Genomic DNA, 21,527 nt, shown 5'->3' with positions numbered 1-21,527 from the left:
ATTAAAACTATAATTTATATTCATCATTCAGACGTTTTATGATCCTTTTTATTGTTGAGGCTGATAGCTTATGCTTGTTTGAAAGAAAGTCCCGAATTTCGGCTTCTTTTCGTCCTTCTGCAAGCATATCTCTATACTCATAGAACATATCAAGATACATTATATCATCTGCGCTCACTCCGTTTCTGTTCATTGTAGCGAGTAGAAAGCGGCTTGATGCTAAAACCTCATATACTTTCATCTGCTTTGGGAATATAAGGTAAGAAATCAAAGCCTTTAAACTCTTTACTGTTGATGGTATGAGTTACCTTTTGTTTATCAGAAAGACCTATAATTCGGGAAACTATATTGGGGTTAAACGCACCAACAATAGCACCTTCTAATTGTTGTGTCCTGATGACATTCTCTATGCGTGTAATGACTACGGAAAAATCTTCATGACTACCTTTTTTAAAATCGTTCCAAAAGGACTTACTAACATCTAAATAAGCCATTAACCCGGTCAGAGAGTAAGGACGTTGTGTAGGGCTTTCTTCTTTTTCCTTTATTTCTCCTTTCGTTTTATTCTTGATTACTTTCCATGGAGTCCTGTCACAATAGGCAAAATACTCACAGGCTGCTTCCCACAACTGTTCAGGAGAAGCAAAACGCTTGCTTCTCCCATGCCTGTTTCTCAACTTCCAAAATTGGTTTCCTTTAGGTGCAGACATAACTAATGCTCTTTTAATTGTTTGATTAAATCCGCTTCTTCCTGATTCTTGACTACAACGGTCAATCCGGTAGAAACTTCTCCGGAATGCTCGGTGTTCTGTTTGTTCTTCCATCTGTCAGGAGCAAGGTTTGTGAGAAGGAATATTCCGGCTCCTACATTAGGCTCAACACGGACATTTTTTCTAACTTCCTTTTTCAACTTCTTTTTCTTGCCTTCCATGTAGTATTCGGAAGAAACTTGTTCGTATTCATACCCGATGGCAGACCTTGCAAGGGAAGAAACTACATTGCGTTCTAACCCGTTTTTGAAATCTTCTTTCGCCTTTTTTATAGCAGTCCCGAAAGTTTCATTTTCCATCCACCGGTAATAGGTACTCTTTCCGATTCCCATTACATTACAGAAGTCAATAAGCTTTGCACCGCCATAATCTATAAGTCCGTTTTCACATACCCAGTCAACGCACTTTTGAATTGTTTCTTCATTAAATTTTGCCATATCTTCAATAGTTTTTAATAATATATTATAAGCTTTCTAGGTTTTCAAGTACTTCAACTCGTTTTCCAACTGTGTTTATTTCAGTTACAGATACCACCGGATTAGGCATCATCTGGACTCCTTTTGCTACAGCTCTTGCTAACATATCCTCTCCCATGGTCTGATTACTTGATGCGGTGATGTTTATCGGAACACCGCCTCCCATTTGGTTAAATGAGGAAAGTATCGGAGCGAATAACTCCGTAGTTCTTGCTGTCATTACCGATTCTCCGTTACTTAGTTGTGCCGGTATGCTATCACTCGTTCCGGTTCCCGGCCCAGTAACTAGTCCACCGGTTGCAAACTTGGCGGATTTAATAGACTTCATAGCAGTTCCCATCATAGCAGTAACAGCACCAACAACAGTTCCAATGGCTGCAAGCATATCTATCCATGTTGCACTTGAACTGGTAGCCGTTTTAACAGCATTTGCAATAGCTACTCCCTGCGCTATGGCAACTTCTGCAATCGCTAATAGTTTTGCGGCACGTGCCATTTCTTCATTAGTTTCTCCTGCCAACTCCAACAAGGAAGAGATTCCACCAATAAGATTTCCAATAGCTTCTGATTTCTGTGTTTCGATTTCTACTTCTTTATCAGCTAGTTCTTTTTCTGCATCGAGATAGGCATTTTTAAGCTCCAGCTTACGAAGATTGAAAGCTTCTATACTTTCTCCTTCCATTTGTTGGATGGCGTCTAATTCCTCCTTTCTTTGCTTTAATCTGATACGATAAACTTCCGCTTCATCATTGTACACTTTTGCAATCTCGGTTTCATAGCGAAGTTTCATTGCATCCTGTTGCTTTTTCAGTAAGTCCGCATCATGTTGTTTTACAAGATCATCAATTTTCTTATTATATTTTTCACGGATGGCAAATTTCATCTGTTCGGTAAGTTCGGTATTAGAAAGGTCTAAATCCCGTTGCGCAATTAATTGCTGCATCTTCAGTTGATATTCCTGTTCGCTCCCTTTCTTTACAGATTCAAGTTGTATTTCTATAAGCTTCTGGCGGTTGGCAATTTCCTTCTGCAATTCTTCATCGGATAGCTTCTTTAGTGCCTGCTGTTTTTGTGCTTCTAATGAAGTGATTTGCTTATTGATGGCCTCTTTTGCTTTAGGTGTCAAATCCTCCTCCGTTTTAATACGCTTTTTAAGATCCTCTATCTGGCGGGAATACTGTAGTTCGATCTCTTCCGTTTGGCGTTTCCGGCTATCTTTTATCAGTTTTAAGGCTTCATCTTCTGCTTTCCTCAATTCGGCAATTTCTTTCTTTTTTGCTTCAATATTGGCAGCACTGGTGATACCCCCCGTTGCTTTGCTTGTAGGCTCATAATTCGTTATATCATTTATTTGTTTTCTTAGAGATTCAACAACAGATAATTGATTCATTCGCTCTTTCCAAGATTTGCTAATATCCTGATTTATTTCTTTATTAGTACGATCTAACCCTAGTCCTTGTCTAATAATTGAAGCATCTTTTAGTTCTTTATTGTATTTCTCGTTTATATCTATAGTCTTTTGGAAATATTCTTCCTCTTGTGCCAATGATAATTCGAGAATCTTTAGTTGATCTTGTTTTGCTTTCTCTAAAGCTTCATTGTCGGATATTCCCTGTTTAATATATTCTTTCCGAGCTTTTTCTATATCAATATACTTCTTTTTTGCCATGTCTGTCCCAATAGTCTCTCCTAATCGTTTTGCAATGGCTTCTTCTCTATTGGATATAGTTTCTACGGTATCAAACAGCCCTCTAACCTCTTTAATTAGTTCTGAAAGAACGGAGTTCACAAATAGCTTAATCTTAGTTGTCATTTTCTCAAATGATCCTCCGGTAGCATCAAACAGCAAAGCAATCTCTTTTGTTAATTCGGTTTGAGAATTAATTAAATCTTCTTCGACACGTCCTAACTCTCCGGCCTTAGCTTTCACTTCATCCAAATTGGTAGAAATATCTTTCAGTGTCCGGATATACTTCAAACCTGCATCTTCTCCCGGTCCGCCAAATATATCAGCAATGGCAGTACCAACAGCAGCGGAACTTTCCGGAAGCTCATTCAATTTATCAGAAACAAGTTGCATAACCTCAAAAGTAGTAATAGACCCGCTTTGTAACTCCTTTTGTATTTTCTTCGAATTTAGCCCGATCCCCTCTAATGCTGCGGCAGTGGAATCTGTCATTTCTCGGAGCCGTATATTTGCTTCTTTAATCGTATCTATACCCTTATCGGAGAATATCCCCTGCTTGTTGGTCTCTGCGATGATGGCTACAAACTGATCGGCAGATATTCCAGCCTCTTTGAAATATGCCGGGTATTCTTTCAGGCTATCCAGAAATTCGCCATTCGCATCTGCTCCGGCTATAAATCCGTCTTTTATTATTTGCAAAGCCTTCTCGGAAGTGATACCAAATTGTTTTGATACCGTATTAGCGGAAATAAGTACTTCTTTAAAGTCTTTCCCGTAATAGTCTGCCAGAGCTTGCACTTCACTTCGATAAGCCTTCAAATCATCCCCTGATTTATCAGTGAATTGCCTTGTTAACTTTGTAGCCTCAACCAAACCTTTATTGTAATCATACCACCATTTAAAGACAACGCCAGCACCCGCTATCCCTGCGATGCCTAAAAATACTTTATTCTTTAAAAGGGAAGTTAGGGTATTTCCGAAGGCGGAAGCTTCCGTTTTTAGATTGGAGAAAAGACCGGAACCGCTTTTGGCATTGTCTGCCATACGTAACAAGGAATCAGCAAAAGAGTTATTCATTCCCAGAGCGTTTTTTATGGCTTCTTCGTAGCTTCCGACACTTCGGTAGAAACGTTGAGTTTCTCCTTCCGCTTCTTTGAGTGAATCTGTTATACCGTTGATCTTGATTTTAAGCTCCTGCCCTCTGCTTGTTTTTCTTTCTACTTCCGAAAGGCTGTCATACTCTGATGTAAGATTGGATAATTGCGCCCGGAGCTGCTTTAAACTACCTGCCTGTTCCTTTTCAATCTTTATATTATTTCTAACATCTTTAGTAAGCGTCTGAACCACGTCTTTAGCGTGCATCATCTTTTTTTCTGTTTCTACGAGCTTGGCATTATACTCCTCTTGTGATATTTTCTTGTCCTTCAGGGCTTTTTTATACTCTGCCTCTTCTTTCTTCAAGTCATCAATAACCGCCCGGTATTTTGCAATGTTCCGGATCGCATCATCATATCGAACTTTTATCTCTAGTACTTTTTCTACTGTATTTTCATTTTTCATAACTCTTTTCTATTTTTCGGTTAATACTCCGTTACTTGCAAAAAATAAAGCCATAACAAGGGCTGGGAAAGTTTTGCTATCTCCTTTGATATTCAGATTATCCAGGAGTGAAAGCATTTTTTTACGTTTTTCGGAATCCGGCTCATGTTCATTTATCAAATTCTCGATCATTGATAATGTTGATACAGCCTCCATCCGGTTGTTTTGGATTAATTCTGTAACTCGTTTGCCTTCTGCTACTATTTTCTGAATAGTAGTTTTATACTCTTTGGCCATCTTATCAAAAGCCAAAGCTAATTTCATGGCTTCTCTGTTGTTTAATAAATCTTTTTCTGTCATAATCATTTTATATTTAATCATTAAATTACAAATCTCCCAGATGATCCAAAGCTTCGTCCGGTATTTCCATATTTATAGCCTCCTCCATAGAGATAGAATGTCCCAAATACTCTTCTAAAAGCATTTTTCTAGTTTGATTGGCCTGTTCGGTAATACTCCGAATCTTTTCTTCTACATTTTCTTCCATGTCATTACAATTTTAAAAGTTTACACTCGCATATATCATTCTCTTTGGTCGTTATCTCTATGATAGCCAGATAACAACCATATTGAGCCAAATAAACCGGTATATCCATCTCTAAGTCTCGCAACTCGATACTGTTAAGACGGATATACTCGGTCACTACCTTTGCATTATTGATTAGTCCTTTGTACGTCTGATAGTTATTTGCAATTAAGGTAGTCCATTCTAGCCCCTTGAATATTCCCTTCGTGCCATCAAGCAATAATATCCGGGGATTTGTTTTGTTATACTCCAACTCTCCTTCCTCGTTATAAGAATAAAGAGGAATATAAGCAACGCCTCCTTTTGTACTGCAGGCGGAGAAAGGCAAAGTGATGGCATCACGTTCGTACTCAATCGTGGCATCATCAACCTGGATATTTCCGTCATAGTTTCCCATGACATTATCATCTTCTTTATACCGGAACCAGTTGTTTTGAGCAATATTATCAAGGGTGTACTGTAAGTTTCTTGGCGTTACGCTATTATAAGCCATTATCACACGATTCGTCCAGTCTACAGCTTTAGATTTGTTTGCAGACAGATTATCGAAGGGAATAAACTTGATCCCGTTTTCGCCATCCGGTAAGGCAAACAAACCGACCATTGAGGCAACGGCTTTGATGAAGTCTATTTGCTTGATGTCCGGAAGATTGGGAACTAGGGGAAATTTCTCACCTAGTAAAACATCCTCTTCTCTTTCTGTTATCGTTACTGATAAACTCCCTGATACACTATTTATCGGTTGTTTTCCGTTTCCACTTGATATTATAAAATATCCATCTTTATAGACTGTAGCAGAAGTATCAAAGCTATAAACTAGCCGAATATATGGCGGTTCTATATATGCAGCCGGCTTATATATGTTTATTATTTCCTCCTGCTTGGTCGGTGTGCTATAAACTGTGATTTGAAAAGGCGTATTTAAATAATCAATCCCCTGTGAGTAAGTGTATGAAACTTCTATTGTTCCTTTCAGTTTCAATGTTGAATCAAATTTCGGGTAAATATCCCGGCTCCCATTAGTGCTAACATACTGTTGGGTACTATCTCCTACAGCTTCAAATTTGATTATTGATGAATCATACCCTGTTACTTTTAAAGTCATTGGGTAGGCATCATATATCTCTTGTGAATCATTCCTTGTCAAAAGAGGAATAATCATTTTATTTATAACAGTAAGCTTGTCAGACGGGAAATTAAATGTCACTCCGCTTTGCTCCTGAATCTTGTCTAAAATCCATTTCACAGTCACTACAGGATGATACCACACGTTCGGATCATCGGAGTTAAACCCGTAGTCGATAAGTGGAAATTGCGCTGAATTGCTTCCCTTATTACTCCATACTACCCAATCCACGCCTTCCACTGTCCCGTGCGTAATATCCGTTAGCTTCTTGCCATCGTTTACCACGCCAGCAAAGTTTGTGACGTTTCCCCATGTAAGAGCAACCTCTATTGTTTCGCCAGTTTCTAGTAGTACTACATTGGCATTTTTAATCATCTTAACACCATTTCGCAATAATGTTCCTTTATGCTTTAGGTAAGGATAACGGCTTATTGAGCTGGGAAGATGTGAACACTCAATCAAAGCCAGATTCTTTGCTGTTTTAGGCAACCTGATCGTATAACTCCTATTACTTATAATTTTACTAATATCGGTTAGCAGGTTACTCTTATAGCTCAAAGTAATATCCGTCTTGTTAAGATCGGCTTTTGTGTTATTGATATATAATTCGTCTCTTGTCATAGCATATTTTTTATTTATACCGGGTAGACCATCCGAAGCAGACCTACCCGGTATCGGTTATACAATCTTTGCCAGTGCGGAAATGAGTTTTTCCAGTTCTTCGCCTTCAATGGAAAAGCCGGGCTCCTCTCCGCTATCTTCCCTTACTTGTCTGGCTTCATCACTTTCATCAATGGTGATAACTGCGAGATTGGCCGGTGTTTCGTCCGGGTTTATTCCTCTGTATACCGTGATTTTGTCTACGAAAGATTCCGTTTTAAGATCTATTCCAGATTTTGGCAGTTCTTCACTACCTAATTTTAGCAACTGAATCCCCAGTTTACGGGCTTCTTCCGCATTTAGGTGTACGGTGTTCTCTTCTGTTATGGATTCCCCGTTTACTGTTTTAGTGATAAGGACTTCGTTGTTGTCACATCTTCTCACATAAAGATGTTTTTCACTATCTTTTCTTACTCCGAAAAATGTTTCTTGTTTCATGACCTAAAAAATTAAATTGGTTAATAAAATATTTGTTCTCTAATTCTTTTGCAACGATTAGACAAACACCTATCTGATAATACTTTTCCTCGTTTAATGGGCATTTGTTTAAATGATTCTTTTAAAAATAAACTTACGAGGGTTTTATAAACCCATTATCTAAATAATATCTCGCTTGCTCATATTTGGGGAATGTCAAAGCCCAATAACCAAAGGCGTTGTTACCGGGATAGCTAACACAGTTAAACCGTTTATTTATCTTGCGTTTGAACACTTCATAAACGATTGCTCCTCCTGGAAATATACGCTTGTATAAGTAAACTTCAGTTTGGGGATTATATCCGATTTGGATAAATCGCTCTTTGTTCTTAATAAACTCTTTCTTTAATTCTTTAATTGCTTCCATAACTTTTAAATGTTGCTCTCGCTCATTTTAAGGTGAGCGAAAATGATAATTTACTCTTTTGGGTACTCTTGCTCATCTGACAGATGAAAGTGATTTTCGCTCGCTTTATTTTGGCTGAATATATTTTTTTGCTCGTTTATCTCTTCCATACCAAACTCTACTCTCGGATTCCGTCGGTCTATCCGTTTCTCCGCATGAATCTCAAAACAAAGGCTGTCATTTGTAATAGCCTCCACCATTTGCAAGCAATCAAGGATCGTTTTTAAGGCATTATCCAGATCGAAGCGAATATTCCCATGCCATACACGAATAAATAGCTTGAAACGACCGGAAATGCGCTTTCCTCGATACTTCTTGCATTGTAGGCAGAAGGATTTCTCATACTCCCTGATCCGGTCGTTTTTGATGATCCGTTTCTGACCGTCTTTGCCCGGTACGGCTTGATAGTTATTTGCTTTCGCTATCACTTGCCCGTATATTATTTCTATTTCCATACTCAAACGTTATATGTTATTTGCCGGGAAACTCCTATTTCTTTGGCATAAGCCATTATTTCACCAATATTCATACCTTTCTGTGTATGTCGTTCCCGAAGAAGAACGTCCGCCACGTCCCAGTTATTCGGTAGTCCTTCACATATCCGGCTAACTGTTACATCTATTCCGGCGCTGTGCAATATTTCGGCTTTTTCTTCCCATTTTGCCAACATTCCACTATCAGGATATAAAACTACTCTTTTGCCTGATAACGGCTTGAAAACGGCTGTTTCCGTCCATTTGCATCCGTTACAGCCTCCTGATGCTATCCAAGTGATTTCGGGCATCAAAATAGAGCATATAAGGGCTGATTTCTCACTTTCAACAATTCCTATCCGGGATGAGGTTTTTATTAAATGGCAACCGAAGAATGTTTGCTGAAGATTAGCCTCATAGTTTTTGAGAAGCGTTTTCCCGGCAAACCAAATCTTATCCATCGGTCGAGTATCTGGAATATACTTTTGCGCCTTATCGCTCCACATCTCCGCCCGGTCTTGTTTTTTCATCCGTTTTCCCGTATTGGGATTATAAGCCATAACCTTTAGTTGGCATAATTTGCCTTTTTCGTTAATCTGTGGAAAGGTGGTAGATAATCCGTCATTGTTTCTCCAGTGGCGAGATGTCCCGACATGGTAGAGATCAAACACCCGGTTTGCCTCAACATCTCCGAACTCTTTAGACATAAACTGGAATAGATTGTTTCTGTCTCGGTGTGTATCTGTTGCCAACAACGAAGAAGGTAGATAAGATATGGGAATTGCTTTAGGTGGTTCCGGCTGTTTCCATGTGGTAAACTCATTTCGTTTATCGGCCGGGTGTGCCTTGAAATATTCCGAAGGTGTCAGATGATAGCCGCAACGTTCCCGGTTGCAACGTCCGCACGATTCATCAATAGGAACATTCCTTTCATCAACATAATAAGTAAATTCTCCTTTATGTCCGCATTGCGGGCAGGTGTGGCGGGTACTCGTTCCTGCGTATTTTTGTAGGTGATATGTATGTTCACTCATAAATCAAAATCTTTAAATTTTATAGCACCGTATTAATAACCGTATTTTTACCGTATTTTTGCCGTACACCGTATTAACCGTATTCACCCCCTTCTATAGAAGGGGTGATGAGTACGGTAGAAAAGTACGGTACGGTAACGGTTATTAAAATGGTAGTGTATCATTAGCTTTTTCAATCTTTGGCAGGTAATAACAGCCTACCTGATTTTTGATAATATATCCATTCTCTACCGCTTTCTTTATATTCTTTTCGGAAGCGCTTTCTTTCACCCCAAGATGTAACATTAGTTTCTGTCTTAAATCCGAATAGGTTATAGTTGCCGGATATTGAGGCATGATACTTGATAGTGTCTGTTGTAGTTTATCCGTTTTTGCTTCAATGGGTATGTATTCAGCCTCAACGGGAAGCCCTTCCAAAACCATAAATGCAAAGTCCATCGGTCGCATATCTCTAGTTTTAGCCCATTTGCATAACGTTACATCTCCTTTAGCCTCCGCAAAAATTGCTGTTTCGCACTTCCGCAAAGCTTCCGATCCAAGATGTCCCCGGGCTTTTTCACTTCCTACATTGGCGTGAATGACTGTCAGAACGTGGCAATCATATTCTTTTGTAAAAGCCATCAAATCATTAATTACAGACGTTGATTGCTCCGAACTGTTGGGATCGGCTATTAGATCACTAACTCCATCAAGAACGACAAAATCAGGATGATATAGATTCATGCACGCATAAAAAATTTTATGTCTTATTGGCGGCTGATACTCTCTCAACATGTGAATAATGATATTATCTGAATTGATGTTAGTTGGAAGCCCTGCAATGCGGTGTAGTCTCCGGCCGATCTTCGCCACGTGCCCCGGTGCTTGCTCCGTATCAATCCAAAGTAACTTTCCAGATCCGTTCGGGTTGTCTAATCCCATACACCCGTTTTCATTCAGGAACGCCCCGGCAATACCAGAACATAGAAAACTCTTTCTTGCACCGGGTAAACCAATAACGAAAGAAAAATTTCCCCGGGTACATACAGGTAGGTTTCCTTTTGATACGAGCATTTGCGGATCGGGTATATTTTGTGATAAGTCCAGGCGGCTACATTGAATAGCATCCATTATATCGGATGGAATCTCAATCACAGGCTTTTCAAATTCGCTAACAATCTGTTTTATTGCTTCACTCATTGCCATTAACCTCCCAATCAATAGACATTTGCCGTTTATCTGGCTCTAACCAGTATAGTTTTCTTCTATCGTCCAGACGAACGTCTTTAATGTCCCAACCTTCATCATTACGGAGGGTGGAGATTACACGTCTGGCATCATTCGAATTTGTTTCAGCGTTGATTTCTTTTGCTGTTACTTTCCGACCAGATAAGAAAATAGATCGTACCTGTTGAATTATTCGAGATGATTTGCTATCTTTGTTTCCGGATCTATGTTGGAGATTGGCGGTCGTGGAGGCTGCCTTTTTCTTTTCTTTCATAGTCACGCCCTCCGATATTTGAATACGACCTGCTTTTTTACTGCCTCATCAATAGCATCCGCTTCATACAGGATTCTACTACCTACACGCTTGGAGATAAGAAGTCCGTCTTTTGTTATTCTCGCCAATGTTGGTAAGGTGACATGAAGGATTTCAGCGGCTTCTTTTCGAGTGTAGAACTTTGGTTCTTTCTTAGCAGTTACAGACAATATTCTTTCTGAAACTCTATCTACAATCACATCTACAAATGGATCAAAGAAACTCATAATTATAGCTTGCTGGGTTGCATTTAATTCTTTCATAACTTATACTTTTTAATTGTTATGAAGGCAGGGTGTGCACGTCCTAATCTTCAACTGCGAAGATACATTGGGGAGAAATTGGGATTTATTGGGGAATATAAAAAAAAACGCATTGATAAAATGTTGATTATCAATGCGCTTCTGAAATATTTATTGGGGAGTTTATTGGGGCGTTTTTTATTTATTGGGGGAAACTCCTAAATCGGCTATAAAACTGCTAAAATTTATATCGATTTGGCTATATCCTTCGCAGCTTGTATCGGTTCTCAATGTAGCTTTCATAAAATCTACATTATTGAAGACTTCTTTTTTAATAAATTCGATCCATTTTTTGCGACTTCCTTTATCTTTTATGCTGTTGGCTATATTCTTAAATACAACTTTTGTCCTATTAAACTCATCTTTTTTAATAGATAGAGTTCTTGAATTGTCACAATTAAGTAATCTGATAAAATCATCTATAGGGATACTATTCCATTGATTATTGTTGCATTTGTTATAGATTTTTCTTATTAATGTTTTGTCGATTTTAGGAATGTTGTTATCATCAATGATGTTTTCTATTGCTTCTATTGAATATTCATCACTATGTTCTTTAATATATCTCCCGATCATTGTAGAAAAGAAGAAAACATCAAAATCATTCTCAATTTGATTACTGCAGGAAAGATAATAACTATAGTACAACCGGGTTGCTTGTTTTAAAATCCAGGTATGTAACTCAAATGCGTTTTCTTTTTCGGGCTCATTATTATTTTCATATATTTTTTCTGTCCATTCTATTAAACCTTGTAATACTATAATTAAATGATATTCAAGCCTCATTCCAATATATAATGTTATTAGTTCAATGAGTTGGTTTTGAATTTTAATAGGATGTTGATTATTCTCTTTTATAAATATACAGACTTTATTTAATGTCTCTATTATGTTCTTAAAATCTTCTGTTCCTAAAAAAACGTCTAGCTTATGCTCTTTTAGCTTTCTGTAATATGTGTAAAGTCCATATTCGCATTTATAGTTATTCGACATAAACAGATCATCAAAACTTTCATCTTCTTTTTTTAGATTTTCAAAAAATAATGTCTTTTTAATTTTTTCATTAGATAATGCTAAGATCAGATCGTACATAATTGCGTTTCCTTCATTAATTAGCTCTTCTGAATTATCCATTACTAATTTGGTGCCTTGAGCCAATATCTCATCGCATCTCTTGAGGTTTGATATATCTTCTGCATTATAATTAGCTCCTATCTTGATTATTGCTTCGTCAATTGATATATTATCTTCTAATAAGTATTTATAAACTTCTGCAAAATCATCCTTATAATATTTCTTCCACTCACATTCTAGCTGATTGTATTGTTCTTTCCAATTTTCCATGATTGATTATTTTGCTATTCGTAATTTCGTGAAATAATTCTCTTTAGCTGCTAGCATGCTCTTTTCCGATTCATCCAGTTTAAGGTACGTCTTTAGTTGCTGCTCGCTGTTGTGTCCAGTGATAGCCATAATAGAACTTAATGAAGCCCCGGCTTTATACATATTGGTTGCTAAGCTTCTTCGGCAGGTATGAGTTTTAAGAAGGTCGCAGAAACGTTTCTTTGCTGTATACTCCATTGCTCCCCGTTGTTCGTCCAACTCTACTATTTCCGTCCATCCTAAAGCCTCTCCAATCTCTTTGATATGGTCGTTTATCTTTTGGTCGTAGACTTTGGGAAGTGTACCGTTATATTTGTCAAGGATAGCTGCAACCCGATAATCAAGAGGAATATAAACGATATTTCCGGTCTTTTCCTGTTTAAGTTTGATGTACTTATTGCCATCGGTAAGGGTAACTATCATTTTTGAATTGATGCGCTTATAATCACTTACTCGTTGCCCGGTCAGACAGCCGACTACAAACACATCTTTTATCTTTTCCCATGCCGGACGATTGGATAAATCGTACTCATAAAGTTCCTGTATTCGTTCTTCAGTCAAGTAGACATTATCAACATCTTTATAGATCACATCAAAACCAAACCGGACGTTTGCCGCATCCATTAGTTTAAGCTGTTCGGCTGCATAACAGATTGTTTTGCATATCTTCACCATCCGGGCAATAGTATTAGGGGAATATTCCTTATCTGTGAGGAATGATCGAAAGTCATTATAAAACTCTATTGTCAGATCCTCAAAATCAATAACCTTTAGCCTTGTTTCCTGATACGCTTTAAACTGGGATTGAAAGCCTTTGTAGCTTTTGATTGTTCCAGGAGATATATTTGTAGTTCCTCCCTTCTTTTTCCGTTTTCCTGTTTCGCATTCGTGAATGAATTGTGCTATGAAGTCGTTGAAGTTGGTAGCCTGTTCTTCTTCTAGGGCTTTAGCTTCGGCTTCTGCTCGTTCTTTTTCGGCTGCTATCTGTTCAGCATATACTATTTCATGTATACGCTCTTTAGCCATGTTGGAAGTTATGGCTACACCATTTTTTATTAGTGCGTCAATCGTTGATGAAATAGCGTCTAGTTTAAGGTAAAGTTCTTTTCCTTTGCCTGTCCTGAAAGCTGTTAGAGCTTTGGCTCCTGTTAAAGATTTGTTCCACTCTTTTATATCAACCTCTAATCCGGTAGATACTCGAATGTTAATCTTTGGAACCCTGTTTTGTATGCGAGCGTATAAGGTTGCATATCCTTCGCTTTTGTCAGTTCTCAAAATGAATGTTGCACCCATATTTTTACTTTTATAAGTTGGTACTACAAAGATAGAGATTCTTTTTGATTTGGTACTACATTGGTACTACAAACTTTTATCTTATTTTATTCTATTTTCTTTGTGTGATAAATAATTTGTTGTTTTTCAGTAGTTTATGAAGATAATGTTTTATCTAATAAATAAGGAAAATAAAGAAAAAGAGGTTCGCCAGGAACCTCAACTATCACTTTAAAGCCCTTGAGAGTCAAGCACTTTCAAGGGCTTATTTTTTACGGAGACCGTTTCGGGGGACCACTTGAAAATTTGAGAATATTCGGCTCAGTCTGAATACCTGCTTTATTCTTTATTTAGAAGAGAAATCTATTGTTCCTGCTGAGTGCTCTCGTCAATTCCCGCATTATGGTATGGTACAATAGGTACTGTGTTTAATTCTTTATTTTAGGCTTTTCCCTATCGACAATTATAGTATTCACTAGTTTTTTATGATTTTCCTGCGTTACTTTTGTTATAAACCAAAAGAAAAACGCCATGAAAAAGATTTTATTTATCCTATTTGCTACCCAATTTATTTTGGCTCCTTATATAATAAAGAGCTATGGTGCAAATCTTATTGAAGACAATTATGAGTATTCTGGAGTTAATCAAGAGAGAAAGACTGTCGAAAAGGATATCTTTGGAAATATCATCATTCGTGATGATAAAGGCAATAGAAAGACCATTGAAAAAGATATTTTTGGGAATATCACCATTCGTGATGATAAAGGCAATAGAAAGACTATTGAAGAGGATATTTTTGGAAATACCATCATTCGTGATGATAAAGGTAATAGAAAGACGATTAAAAAAGATATCTTTGGGAATACTATTATCGAAGATGGCAAAGGCAATAGAACAACCATTAAAAAAGATATTTTTGGGAACGAAATAATTGAAAGTAGTGATGGTCATAGAAAAATTATCAAAAAGGATATTTTTGGAAATACAGTTATTGAGGATTATTAAAAGGTTATATTTATAAGGAGGAAATGTATCAGACTTATCTTCTTGTACTGATTTAGGGGGTAGATCGATTAACTGATAATGTGAAATTAATGGTGATATTAAAGAAATATTTATGATCTTTGTACCCATGAATATCGGAAATTAGTTGAATAGATTGATGAATCGTATAAAAGGTATACTTTATGCAGCGGTGTCTTCCTCTACTTTTGGACTGGCTCCGTTCTTTTCCCTCACTTTATTGTTGGCAGGTTTTTCAGCTTTCGAAGTGCTTTCCTATCGTTGGGGAGTGGCGACAATTGCGTTGACTCTGTTCGGATGGTGTTCGGGATGTAGTTTTCGATTGGAAAAGAAAGATTTTTTAGTTGTTCTTTTATTAAGTTTGTTGAGGGCAGTTACTTCATTCAGTTTGCTTATAGCATATCAGAATATAGCTACCGGGGTGGCGTCAACCATTCATTTTATGTATCCGTTGGCGGTATCTCTAGTTATGATGTACTTCTTTCAGGAAAAGAAATCCCTTTGGGTGATGTTTGCGGTCTCCATGTCCTTGTTAGGAGCGGCCTTGCTTTCATCGGGGGAACTGGAGGCGAAAAATGGTGATACGATAGTCGGACTGGTAGCAGCTTGTGTTTCTGTGTTTTCCTATGCGGGGTATATTGTTGGCGTACGAATGACACGCGCTGTTCGAATCAATTCCACTGTACTGACTTGTTATGTTATGGGGTTAGGAACCGTTCTTTATTTTATAGGTGCTTTGACTACTTCCGGGCTTCAGCTGGTAGCTGACGGTTATACCTGGTTGATTATTTTGGGACTTGCATTACCGGCTACAGCCATTTCTAATATAACATTGGTACGGGCTATTAAATATGCAGGGCCTACGTTGACATCTATTTTAGGTGCGATGGAACCATTGACAGCTGTGGTGATCGGAATTTTTGTGTTTAAAGAATTATTTACTCTGAATAGCGCTATTGGGATTATTTTAATTCTGTTGGCTGTGAGTGTGGTAATATTTCGTAAACAAAAAAATGAAAGAGTATAAATAAAAAAAATGCTGTTTTACCTGATCGGATAAACAACATTTTTATAGGAGAGCCTCTTGTCGGATTCGAACCAACGACCCCGAGATTACAAATCACGTGCTCTGGCCAACTGAGCTAAAGAGGCGTTTTTCTTTTGCGGGTGCAAAGGTATGAATTTCTTTTAAAAATGCAAATACATCGCATACTTTTTTTATATTTGCAAAGTTACCAATGATTAGATGAAAATGAAAATTATGAATGTATGTGGTATGGCGATTTTAGCCATAGGTATATGGGCTTGTTCCGGACAGAAAAAGGGGACGGCAAATGTAGAAGTTGCAACAGATAGTGTAGAAGTAGCTGCAGATGCTATATCTGTTCAGGCAGATAGTACAGGATATATTGTTCGGGTAGGAGAGATGGCTCCGGACTTTACGATTATCCTGACAGATGGTAAACAAGTGAGTCTATCTTCCCTTCGTGGTAAGGTTGTCATGTTGCAGTTTACTGCAAGTTGGTGCGGAGTTTGTCGTAAAGAAATGCCGTTTATTGAGAAGGATATTTGGTTAAAGCATAAAAATAATGCAGACTTTGCTTTAATTGGCATTGACCGTGACGAACCACTTGATAAAGTATTGGCTTTTGCTAAATCTACCGGAGTGACTTATCCGTTAGGACTGGATCCGGGAGCTGATATTTTTGCGAAATATGCATTGCGTGAATCCGGAATAACAAGAAATGTGTTAGTTGATAAGGAAGGAAGAATTGTAAAACTGACTCGTTTGTATAATGAAGAAGAGTTTGCTTCTCTTGTACAGAAGATTAATGAGATGCTGAAATGAAAGAAAGCCTTCATTAGGCGTATCTGACGGAGCATTTATGAGCATATAAAAATAGTGACGCTATCCTGATGTGATGGCGTCACTATTTGGGTTATATAGTGACGCTATCCGGAACACATACCGTCACTATATAATAATGAGCTTTTCAAGCAATACTAAGTTTGACTAGGTAATCGTAATGTTTTCCTTCTTTCACCAGTTCTGCCTTAAAACCACATTCGGAAGCGTATAAGCTAAGAGTCTGGAAATCTACATATAACCAGTCGAATGTGTCTCCTTTTACATCTTTATATTGCATTTGGAAGTCAATCTCTCCGTAATACTCTCCGGCCAGGTCGATGACTATGCTGCCGTCTTCTTCTTCAAAAAGATAGCGCAGATCGCTGGAATCCATGAGTATGCATCCGCCGGGACGGAGAATACGTTTCATTCGTTGGAAGAATCCGGGCATATTATTCAGTCTTCCGATAATTCCGGAACCATTCATAAGCATCAGGATCGTATCGAATGTTTCGGTAAATGTTTCGTCAAAAAGGTTGATGAGGCGTGGATCGTTCACTCCGCGTTGTTGCATCACTTCGACGGATAACGGAGAAATATCAATGGCACACACTTCTTTTCCCATTTCCTGAAGTGCCAGTGCATGGCATCCGCTTCCGGCACCTACATCCAATATTCGTCCTGTAGCCATTTGTAGGGCGGTACGCTCTAATATAGGCATAGACTGTATACTACGGAACAATTCTTTGACGGGAATTTCATCTTCTTCGAATTGGGAAGAGAATACCCGCAAACGATCAGCTCTGTGATGGTTGAAATAATCAGAAATAGCGGCTCCCATCGGGTCCTTTTCTGCAGAAAGAGTTGTTGTTGCCATTGGTGGTTACGATTGTTAACTCTGCAAAGATAAATAAATCCGCAGAAAAGGCTTATCTTTGCCGTCGGAAATGTTGAATACTAATAAATGATTATATGAGTATAGAAGAAGCAATCATGGGTGGAATCGTTTTTAAAGGTAAGAAAGATAAGCCCAAAGAAGAGGAAAAAGTGAAGACGAAAGCGAAAAAAGCGACGTATATTCGTGGACAGCATGGTTCGGGTGCAGCGAAGATGAAAGCAGATATCCGGAAGAAGAGAGCTAGCCGTCATAAGAAATAAAAGTATGGTTATAAATATAATAATTTGTGTAGTATCTGTTATACTTATGTTGCGTGGTGCTTTTTTAATTCTGAAAATGGGACTCTTGTGGATGCTTCATTGCAGGATAATAAAATCGTATGACAGGAAAACACATGGAAAGGTAGTGGATATAGAGACACAGGTAAAGTCTGATGGTATGAATATTACTGATGTATGTATACCAAAAATAAAATATAAATTGGAGGGAGAAGACGAAAAGTGTTGCCAATTTCTTCCTTCTAATCTAAAGAGTGGAGAGGAAAATAATATTTATCTTTATCCAAAACAGTATCATATAGATGATAAGGTTACCATATTGTATGATAAAGGTAAGGCGAATGATATGTTTGTGTTGCCTAGAATGCAACTAATGAGGCTGCTTGTTAACCAATTTGTTCCTGGTTGTTTTTTTATACTGGCGGCAATTTTAGGATTATGCTTTGTTTTTTAGAAACAGCATAGGCTGTCCGAAAAGCCTTAGAGGAATATTATAGAGTAGTACAATAATAGTAGAGTCAAATCAAGGTTAAAAGGAAAGAGCCCGATGCAAAACCGGACTCTTTATCAATCTTGTTAATTTTTAGAGACATTTGTTGAATATCTCTGCCTAGCAATACAAAAAGGCAACTAATTCGCAGTGAATTAGTTGCCTTATCTTTTTTATTTATTGAAGTCCTTTTTTATCTGTTTAGCTTTTTAGGGCCACTCCAAATTGTAGTAAGGGTGATTTTTTCTTTTTAGGGACTTTGGGGATGACCTCTCTTACTTCTGCGGAAGAATCTCAATCCAGTAATCATCCGGGTCATTGATGAAATAAAGCCCCATGGCCGTGTTCTCAAAACATACACAATTCATTTCTTTGTGATAAGCTCTGATTGCATCGTAATCGCCGGCTACACGAAAGCAGAGATGGCTTTCGTTTTCTCCCAGTTCGTATGGAGCAGTATGATCTTTCAACCACGTCAATTCCAGCAAGAAACCTGTTTCGTTATCAGTTAGGTAGACTAACGTGAACGAGCCGTCGGATGCTTCCTTCCGATGATGTTCTTTTAAGCCGAGTGCTTTTTCATAAAAAGCGATACTCCGCTCCAGATTAGTGACGTTGATATTAAAATGGTCAAATTTACTTTTTATTTCCATTGTTGCGATTTTCCTTATTTTTTCATTAAGAGCTTCACGATTTCTCCAACATACGTGCGCGGTTGTCCGGCTTGCGGAGTTGTCTGTGAAGACATTTTCTTACATTCGATAACAGCCGAAGGTGTTGTTTGGTTCGGAGCGTACAATTTTAATGTATAGCTATCTGCCTTTTCTATTGCATCGTAAGCTTGATCGGGTGAAAGCGTGCAATAGGCAACTGCTTTTCCTGATTGATAACCAAGTGCGCCACCAGCATTTGCAGTCATATTGGTCATGTTGAACTCATCTTTTCCGATGCTGATTACTAATTTTCCACTTCCCATCAAAGCATATACTTCACCCGGGATTTGTTTCAAATCAATTTCTATATAACCCGGCATATCAGCGGAAGCCTTGCCTGCAGGAGTAGCAGGAGTGAGAGTTGCAGCAGGAACAGTGGTTTGAGCAGGTTCGCCAGTTGTCACTTTTATATCAGTCTTTTTATCTGCGGCACCAATGACAATCGGACCTGCGGCTGCAACGATTGATGGAGTTTTTTGCTCTTCTTCTTTCTTCTTTTTCTCTGTTTTCGGACGGGTGTCAGGTGCTCCGAAAGCTACCGCTACATCCATGAATATATCATCGGCGAAGTCTACGGTTTTTCTACGCCATTTAGCCAAGCCACGTACTAATTTAGTCTTAGCTTTATTGAGCGCATATTTATCAGTAATCCATTCTTCGGCTTTATATTTTTCTGTTTCACGATAAGTAAAACGGATTTTTTCAAGCTCTACCAGGCAGTTTCCGGGTTTGCAGGTAACGGTAATCTGATAGTTAACTAATGTACGGTCTAATGACAGGGCACTGGAGCTGAAAACAATCCATTCTTCTCCAATACCGGCAATTGTTCCTTTTGCTTCGTCGGAGAAAACAATGCGGCTATCGATGTTTTTATTCTCTTTCAGGCGTTCATCCATCCACTTTGTCATTGTGTCGTAGATTTGTGCCTGACTCATTCCGGGAATCTGGAACTCTTTGGAAAATACTACTTTACCTTCTACTTCAGGAACGGCTCCTACAAGGTACCTGGTGTCATCTTTCTTCTCTTTTGCAGAATCTGCCTTCATTGCCATCGGCAATGCGAGAAACATAGTAAGAAACAGAATCGTAAATTTATTCATAATTATAATGTGTTTATTTGGTAATCTCAAAACTTTCGCCCCGACGGGTGATGCTGATAAAACGGCATCCTGCATTTTCTGCAAAACTACGAAGCGCATTTCCTCCTTCATAATCTTCACTGAAGTGCATGGGCACAAATATAGTAGTTTTTATTTGTTCGATGAACTGTTTTGCCCCTTTCATGTAATCTTTTCCCATTCTCCGATCCACCGGGAATAGCACTAGATCGATGTTAGGCACTTTTTCTTTTAAATATTTAACTTCTGCAAGGAAATCACCATTGGCTTTTCGTATCTCTTCTTCGGTCGATTCTTCACTCCAATGCCAGTTGTTCAAGTCGCCGGCATGGAAGATACTCCAATCTTGTAAGTGAAGAAGGAGCGAACTGCCGACATCTGTTGATCCGAAGGCGTCGATGCGGATCGTGTCGTCTTCGTAGGTTTCTCCTTTTTTAATATAGAAAGCATCTTCGGCTTTGGCACGATGGGACTTCAGAATATCTTTGGAGAAGATGTATTGAATGTCGGGGCGTTGCTCTTTCCAAGTCAATATTTCACGGTTAAAGTGATCGGGATGGAAATGAGTGGCCAATACGTACAGTTTACCCGGCCTTTGCAGGAGATAATCATGCACGATTCCCCGGTTGTGTTCCGTTTCGGAAGAATCTTTGTAGTAATCGATGATAATGGTTACACCTTCCATTTCGATGGCGAAACCGCTGTGATAAATATAATCCAGTGTCATAGCTGACTATTTTATAGTTGCAATATTACGTATTCTAGTTGGAGTTGCCAAGAAAAATCGACGAAATCAAGGAGCAAGACGACTGATTTTCCATTCTCCGTCCGGTTGTAGGGTGTATAGAAAGCGGTCGTGTAGTCGGTTGGGGCGTCCTTGCCAGAATTCAATCCTTGTAGGTGTGATGGCATATCCGCCCCAATTATCAGGTCTTTCCACTTCTTTTCCAATCCATCGGGCGGCTTCTCTGACGAAAGATCGTATCAATTGCATTCTGCTTGCTATCGGTTGACTTTGCGGAGAAATTCGTGCGCCAATCCGGCTTTTATAAGGACGCTTCCGGAAGTATTCATCCGATTCTTCCGGTGAAACTTTCGTCGCTATTCCCTCTATATGTATTTGTCTTTCAAGGGCGTGCCAGACAAAAGAGAGGGAGATAGATGGGTTTTGTGCCAATTGTCTGCCTTTGCGGCTTTCGTAATTGGTATAAAAGATAAATTTTCCATCATGGAGTCCTTTTAACAATACTGTACGTGTGGACGGTCTCCCTTCGGGGGATACAGTTCCTACAATGACCGCAGTCGGTTCGTCCACCTCTGCGTCAATCGCTTCTTGCAGCCAACGACTGAAAAGCGAAAGCGGGTCGCCGGGAAGTTCACTTTCCCGCAACCCGCCTTTCGTATATTCCTGTCGGATATCTGCTATGTTTAATTTCGCCATAAGATTA

At 38.6% G+C, this 21,527-nt stretch carries 25 protein-coding genes and 1 tRNA gene; 5 read left to right on the top strand and 21 right to left on the bottom strand.

The window, feature by feature from the left end; genetic code table 11:
• Positions 1-227 precede the first annotated feature (227 nt).
• The 15 genes from DW173_RS09010 to DW173_RS08945 form a co-directional block, all read right to left on the bottom strand.
• Positions 228-710 carry a DNA-packaging protein gene (locus tag DW173_RS09010; RefSeq protein WP_117610435.1) on the bottom strand — a complete coding sequence of 161 codons (483 nt, stop codon included), beginning with the start codon at positions 708-710 and terminating at the stop codon, positions 228-230.
• Positions 711-712: 2 nt separating this feature from the next.
• Positions 713-1,207: a hypothetical protein gene (locus tag DW173_RS09005; RefSeq protein WP_117610436.1), complete on the bottom strand. Its 495-nt coding sequence runs from the start codon at positions 1,205-1,207 to the stop codon at positions 713-715.
• A 25-nt stretch (positions 1,208-1,232) separates the two neighbouring features.
• Entirely contained in the window at positions 1,233-4,493 is a 3,261-nt protein-coding gene (locus DW173_RS09000) for a phage tail tape measure protein (protein WP_120144346.1), read from the bottom strand.
• A 9-nt stretch (positions 4,494-4,502) separates the two neighbouring features.
• Positions 4,503-4,832 (bottom strand): hypothetical protein, encoded by a 330-nt coding sequence (locus DW173_RS08995; protein WP_117610438.1) that lies wholly within the window; start codon positions 4,830-4,832, stop codon positions 4,503-4,505.
• Between the two features lie 25 nt (positions 4,833-4,857).
• The gene (locus tag DW173_RS23800; RefSeq protein WP_007754900.1) at positions 4,858-5,019 is read right to left on the bottom strand and encodes a hypothetical protein; all 162 of its coding nucleotides are present in this window, start codon (positions 5,017-5,019) and stop codon (positions 4,858-4,860) included.
• A 4-nt stretch (positions 5,020-5,023) separates the two neighbouring features.
• Complete coding sequence (locus DW173_RS08990) at positions 5,024-6,805, bottom strand: hypothetical protein (RefSeq protein ID WP_120144342.1); 1,782 nt, start codon at positions 6,803-6,805, stop codon at positions 5,024-5,026.
• 57 nt (positions 6,806-6,862) lie between these two features.
• The gene (locus DW173_RS08985) at positions 6,863-7,282 is read right to left on the bottom strand and encodes a hypothetical protein (RefSeq protein ID WP_117610440.1); all 420 of its coding nucleotides are present in this window, start codon (positions 7,280-7,282) and stop codon (positions 6,863-6,865) included.
• Between the two features lie 133 nt (positions 7,283-7,415).
• The gene (locus DW173_RS08980; protein ID WP_117610441.1) at positions 7,416-7,688 is read right to left on the bottom strand and encodes a hypothetical protein; all 273 of its coding nucleotides are present in this window, start codon (positions 7,686-7,688) and stop codon (positions 7,416-7,418) included.
• Positions 7,689-7,738: 50 nt separating this feature from the next.
• A complete protein-coding gene (locus tag DW173_RS08975; protein WP_117610442.1) occupies positions 7,739-8,182 on the bottom strand; it encodes a RusA family crossover junction endodeoxyribonuclease in 444 nt (147 codons plus the stop codon).
• A 2-nt stretch (positions 8,183-8,184) separates the two neighbouring features.
• The gene (locus tag DW173_RS08970; RefSeq protein ID WP_120144341.1) at positions 8,185-9,234 is read right to left on the bottom strand and encodes a DUF6371 domain-containing protein; all 1,050 of its coding nucleotides are present in this window, start codon (positions 9,232-9,234) and stop codon (positions 8,185-8,187) included.
• A gap of 144 nt (positions 9,235-9,378) precedes the next feature.
• Entirely contained in the window at positions 9,379-10,413 is a 1,035-nt protein-coding gene (locus DW173_RS08965; RefSeq protein ID WP_117610464.1) for an AAA family ATPase, read from the bottom strand.
• A complete protein-coding gene (locus DW173_RS08960) occupies positions 10,406-10,714 on the bottom strand; it encodes an AbrB family transcriptional regulator (RefSeq protein ID WP_117610444.1) in 309 nt (102 codons plus the stop codon). Before DW173_RS08960 ends, DW173_RS08965 begins: the two co-directional genes overlap by 8 nt.
• 2 nt (positions 10,715-10,716) lie before the next feature.
• Entirely contained in the window at positions 10,717-11,016 is a 300-nt protein-coding gene (locus DW173_RS08955) for a helix-turn-helix domain-containing protein (protein WP_117610445.1), read from the bottom strand.
• 177 nt (positions 11,017-11,193) lie between these two features.
• Complete coding sequence (locus tag DW173_RS08950) at positions 11,194-12,399, bottom strand: hypothetical protein (RefSeq protein WP_117610446.1); 1,206 nt, start codon at positions 12,397-12,399, stop codon at positions 11,194-11,196.
• Between the two features lie 6 nt (positions 12,400-12,405).
• Positions 12,406-13,731, bottom strand: a complete 1,326-nt coding sequence (locus DW173_RS08945) for a tyrosine-type recombinase/integrase (RefSeq protein ID WP_117515376.1) — start codon at positions 13,729-13,731, stop codon at positions 12,406-12,408.
• 510 nt (positions 13,732-14,241) lie between these two features.
• Between DW173_RS08945 and DW173_RS08940 the strand changes: the two genes are divergently transcribed.
• Both DW173_RS08940 and DW173_RS08935 read left to right on the top strand, forming a co-directional pair.
• A complete protein-coding gene (locus DW173_RS08940) occupies positions 14,242-14,715 on the top strand; it encodes a hypothetical protein (protein WP_087318932.1) in 474 nt (157 codons plus the stop codon).
• A 157-nt stretch (positions 14,716-14,872) separates the two neighbouring features.
• Complete coding sequence (locus DW173_RS08935; RefSeq protein ID WP_008025813.1) at positions 14,873-15,760, top strand: DMT family transporter; 888 nt, start codon at positions 14,873-14,875, stop codon at positions 15,758-15,760.
• A 51-nt stretch (positions 15,761-15,811) separates the two neighbouring features.
• Here the strand turns inward: DW173_RS08935 and DW173_RS08930 are convergent.
• A tRNA-Thr gene (locus DW173_RS08930) sits at positions 15,812-15,885 on the bottom strand.
• Positions 15,886-15,979: 94 nt separating this feature from the next.
• Between DW173_RS08930 and DW173_RS08925 the strand changes: the two genes are divergently transcribed.
• Positions 15,980-16,582 carry a TlpA family protein disulfide reductase gene (locus DW173_RS08925; RefSeq protein ID WP_009041222.1) on the top strand — a complete coding sequence of 201 codons (603 nt, stop codon included), beginning with the start codon at positions 15,980-15,982 and terminating at the stop codon, positions 16,580-16,582.
• Between the two features lie 145 nt (positions 16,583-16,727).
• On the opposite strand, the gene DW173_RS08920 is transcribed toward DW173_RS08925, so the two are convergent.
• The gene (locus tag DW173_RS08920) at positions 16,728-17,459 is read right to left on the bottom strand and encodes a class I SAM-dependent methyltransferase (protein ID WP_120144339.1); all 732 of its coding nucleotides are present in this window, start codon (positions 17,457-17,459) and stop codon (positions 16,728-16,730) included.
• A 95-nt stretch (positions 17,460-17,554) separates the two neighbouring features.
• On the opposite strand from DW173_RS08920, the gene DW173_RS08915 reads away from it, so the two are divergent.
• Both DW173_RS08915 and DW173_RS08910 read left to right on the top strand, forming a co-directional pair.
• The gene (locus DW173_RS08915; protein ID WP_004300779.1) at positions 17,555-17,740 is read left to right on the top strand and encodes a hypothetical protein; all 186 of its coding nucleotides are present in this window, start codon (positions 17,555-17,557) and stop codon (positions 17,738-17,740) included.
• Positions 17,741-17,744: 4 nt separating this feature from the next.
• On the top strand, positions 17,745-18,212 hold the full coding sequence (locus DW173_RS08910) for a hypothetical protein (protein ID WP_008774710.1): 468 nt from the start codon (positions 17,745-17,747) through the stop codon (positions 18,210-18,212).
• 311 nt (positions 18,213-18,523) lie between these two features.
• Here the strand turns inward: DW173_RS08910 and DW173_RS08905 are convergent, their stop codons facing one another.
• The 4 genes from DW173_RS08905 to pdxH form a co-directional block, all read right to left on the bottom strand.
• On the bottom strand, positions 18,524-18,901 hold the full coding sequence (locus DW173_RS08905) for a VOC family protein (protein WP_004304308.1): 378 nt from the start codon (positions 18,899-18,901) through the stop codon (positions 18,524-18,526).
• A 14-nt stretch (positions 18,902-18,915) separates the two neighbouring features.
• A complete protein-coding gene (locus DW173_RS08900) occupies positions 18,916-20,061 on the bottom strand; it encodes a DUF4468 domain-containing protein (RefSeq protein WP_120144337.1) in 1,146 nt (381 codons plus the stop codon).
• A 13-nt stretch (positions 20,062-20,074) separates the two neighbouring features.
• A complete protein-coding gene (locus DW173_RS08895) occupies positions 20,075-20,806 on the bottom strand; it encodes an MBL fold metallo-hydrolase (RefSeq protein WP_009041224.1) in 732 nt (243 codons plus the stop codon).
• A gap of 66 nt (positions 20,807-20,872) precedes the next feature.
• On the bottom strand, positions 20,873-21,520 hold the full coding sequence (gene pdxH, locus DW173_RS08890; protein WP_120144335.1) for a pyridoxamine 5'-phosphate oxidase: 648 nt from the start codon (positions 21,518-21,520) through the stop codon (positions 20,873-20,875).
• Between the last annotated feature and the right edge of the window lie 7 nt (positions 21,521-21,527).

The organism is Bacteroides sp. AM16-13 (assembly GCF_003602705.1).
GTDB classification, from domain to species: Bacteria; Bacteroidota; Bacteroidia; order Bacteroidales; family Bacteroidaceae; genus Bacteroides; species Bacteroides xylanisolvens.
Note: the sequence above shows the minus strand (reverse complement) of the source record. Positions and strands in the feature narration are given on the sequence as shown.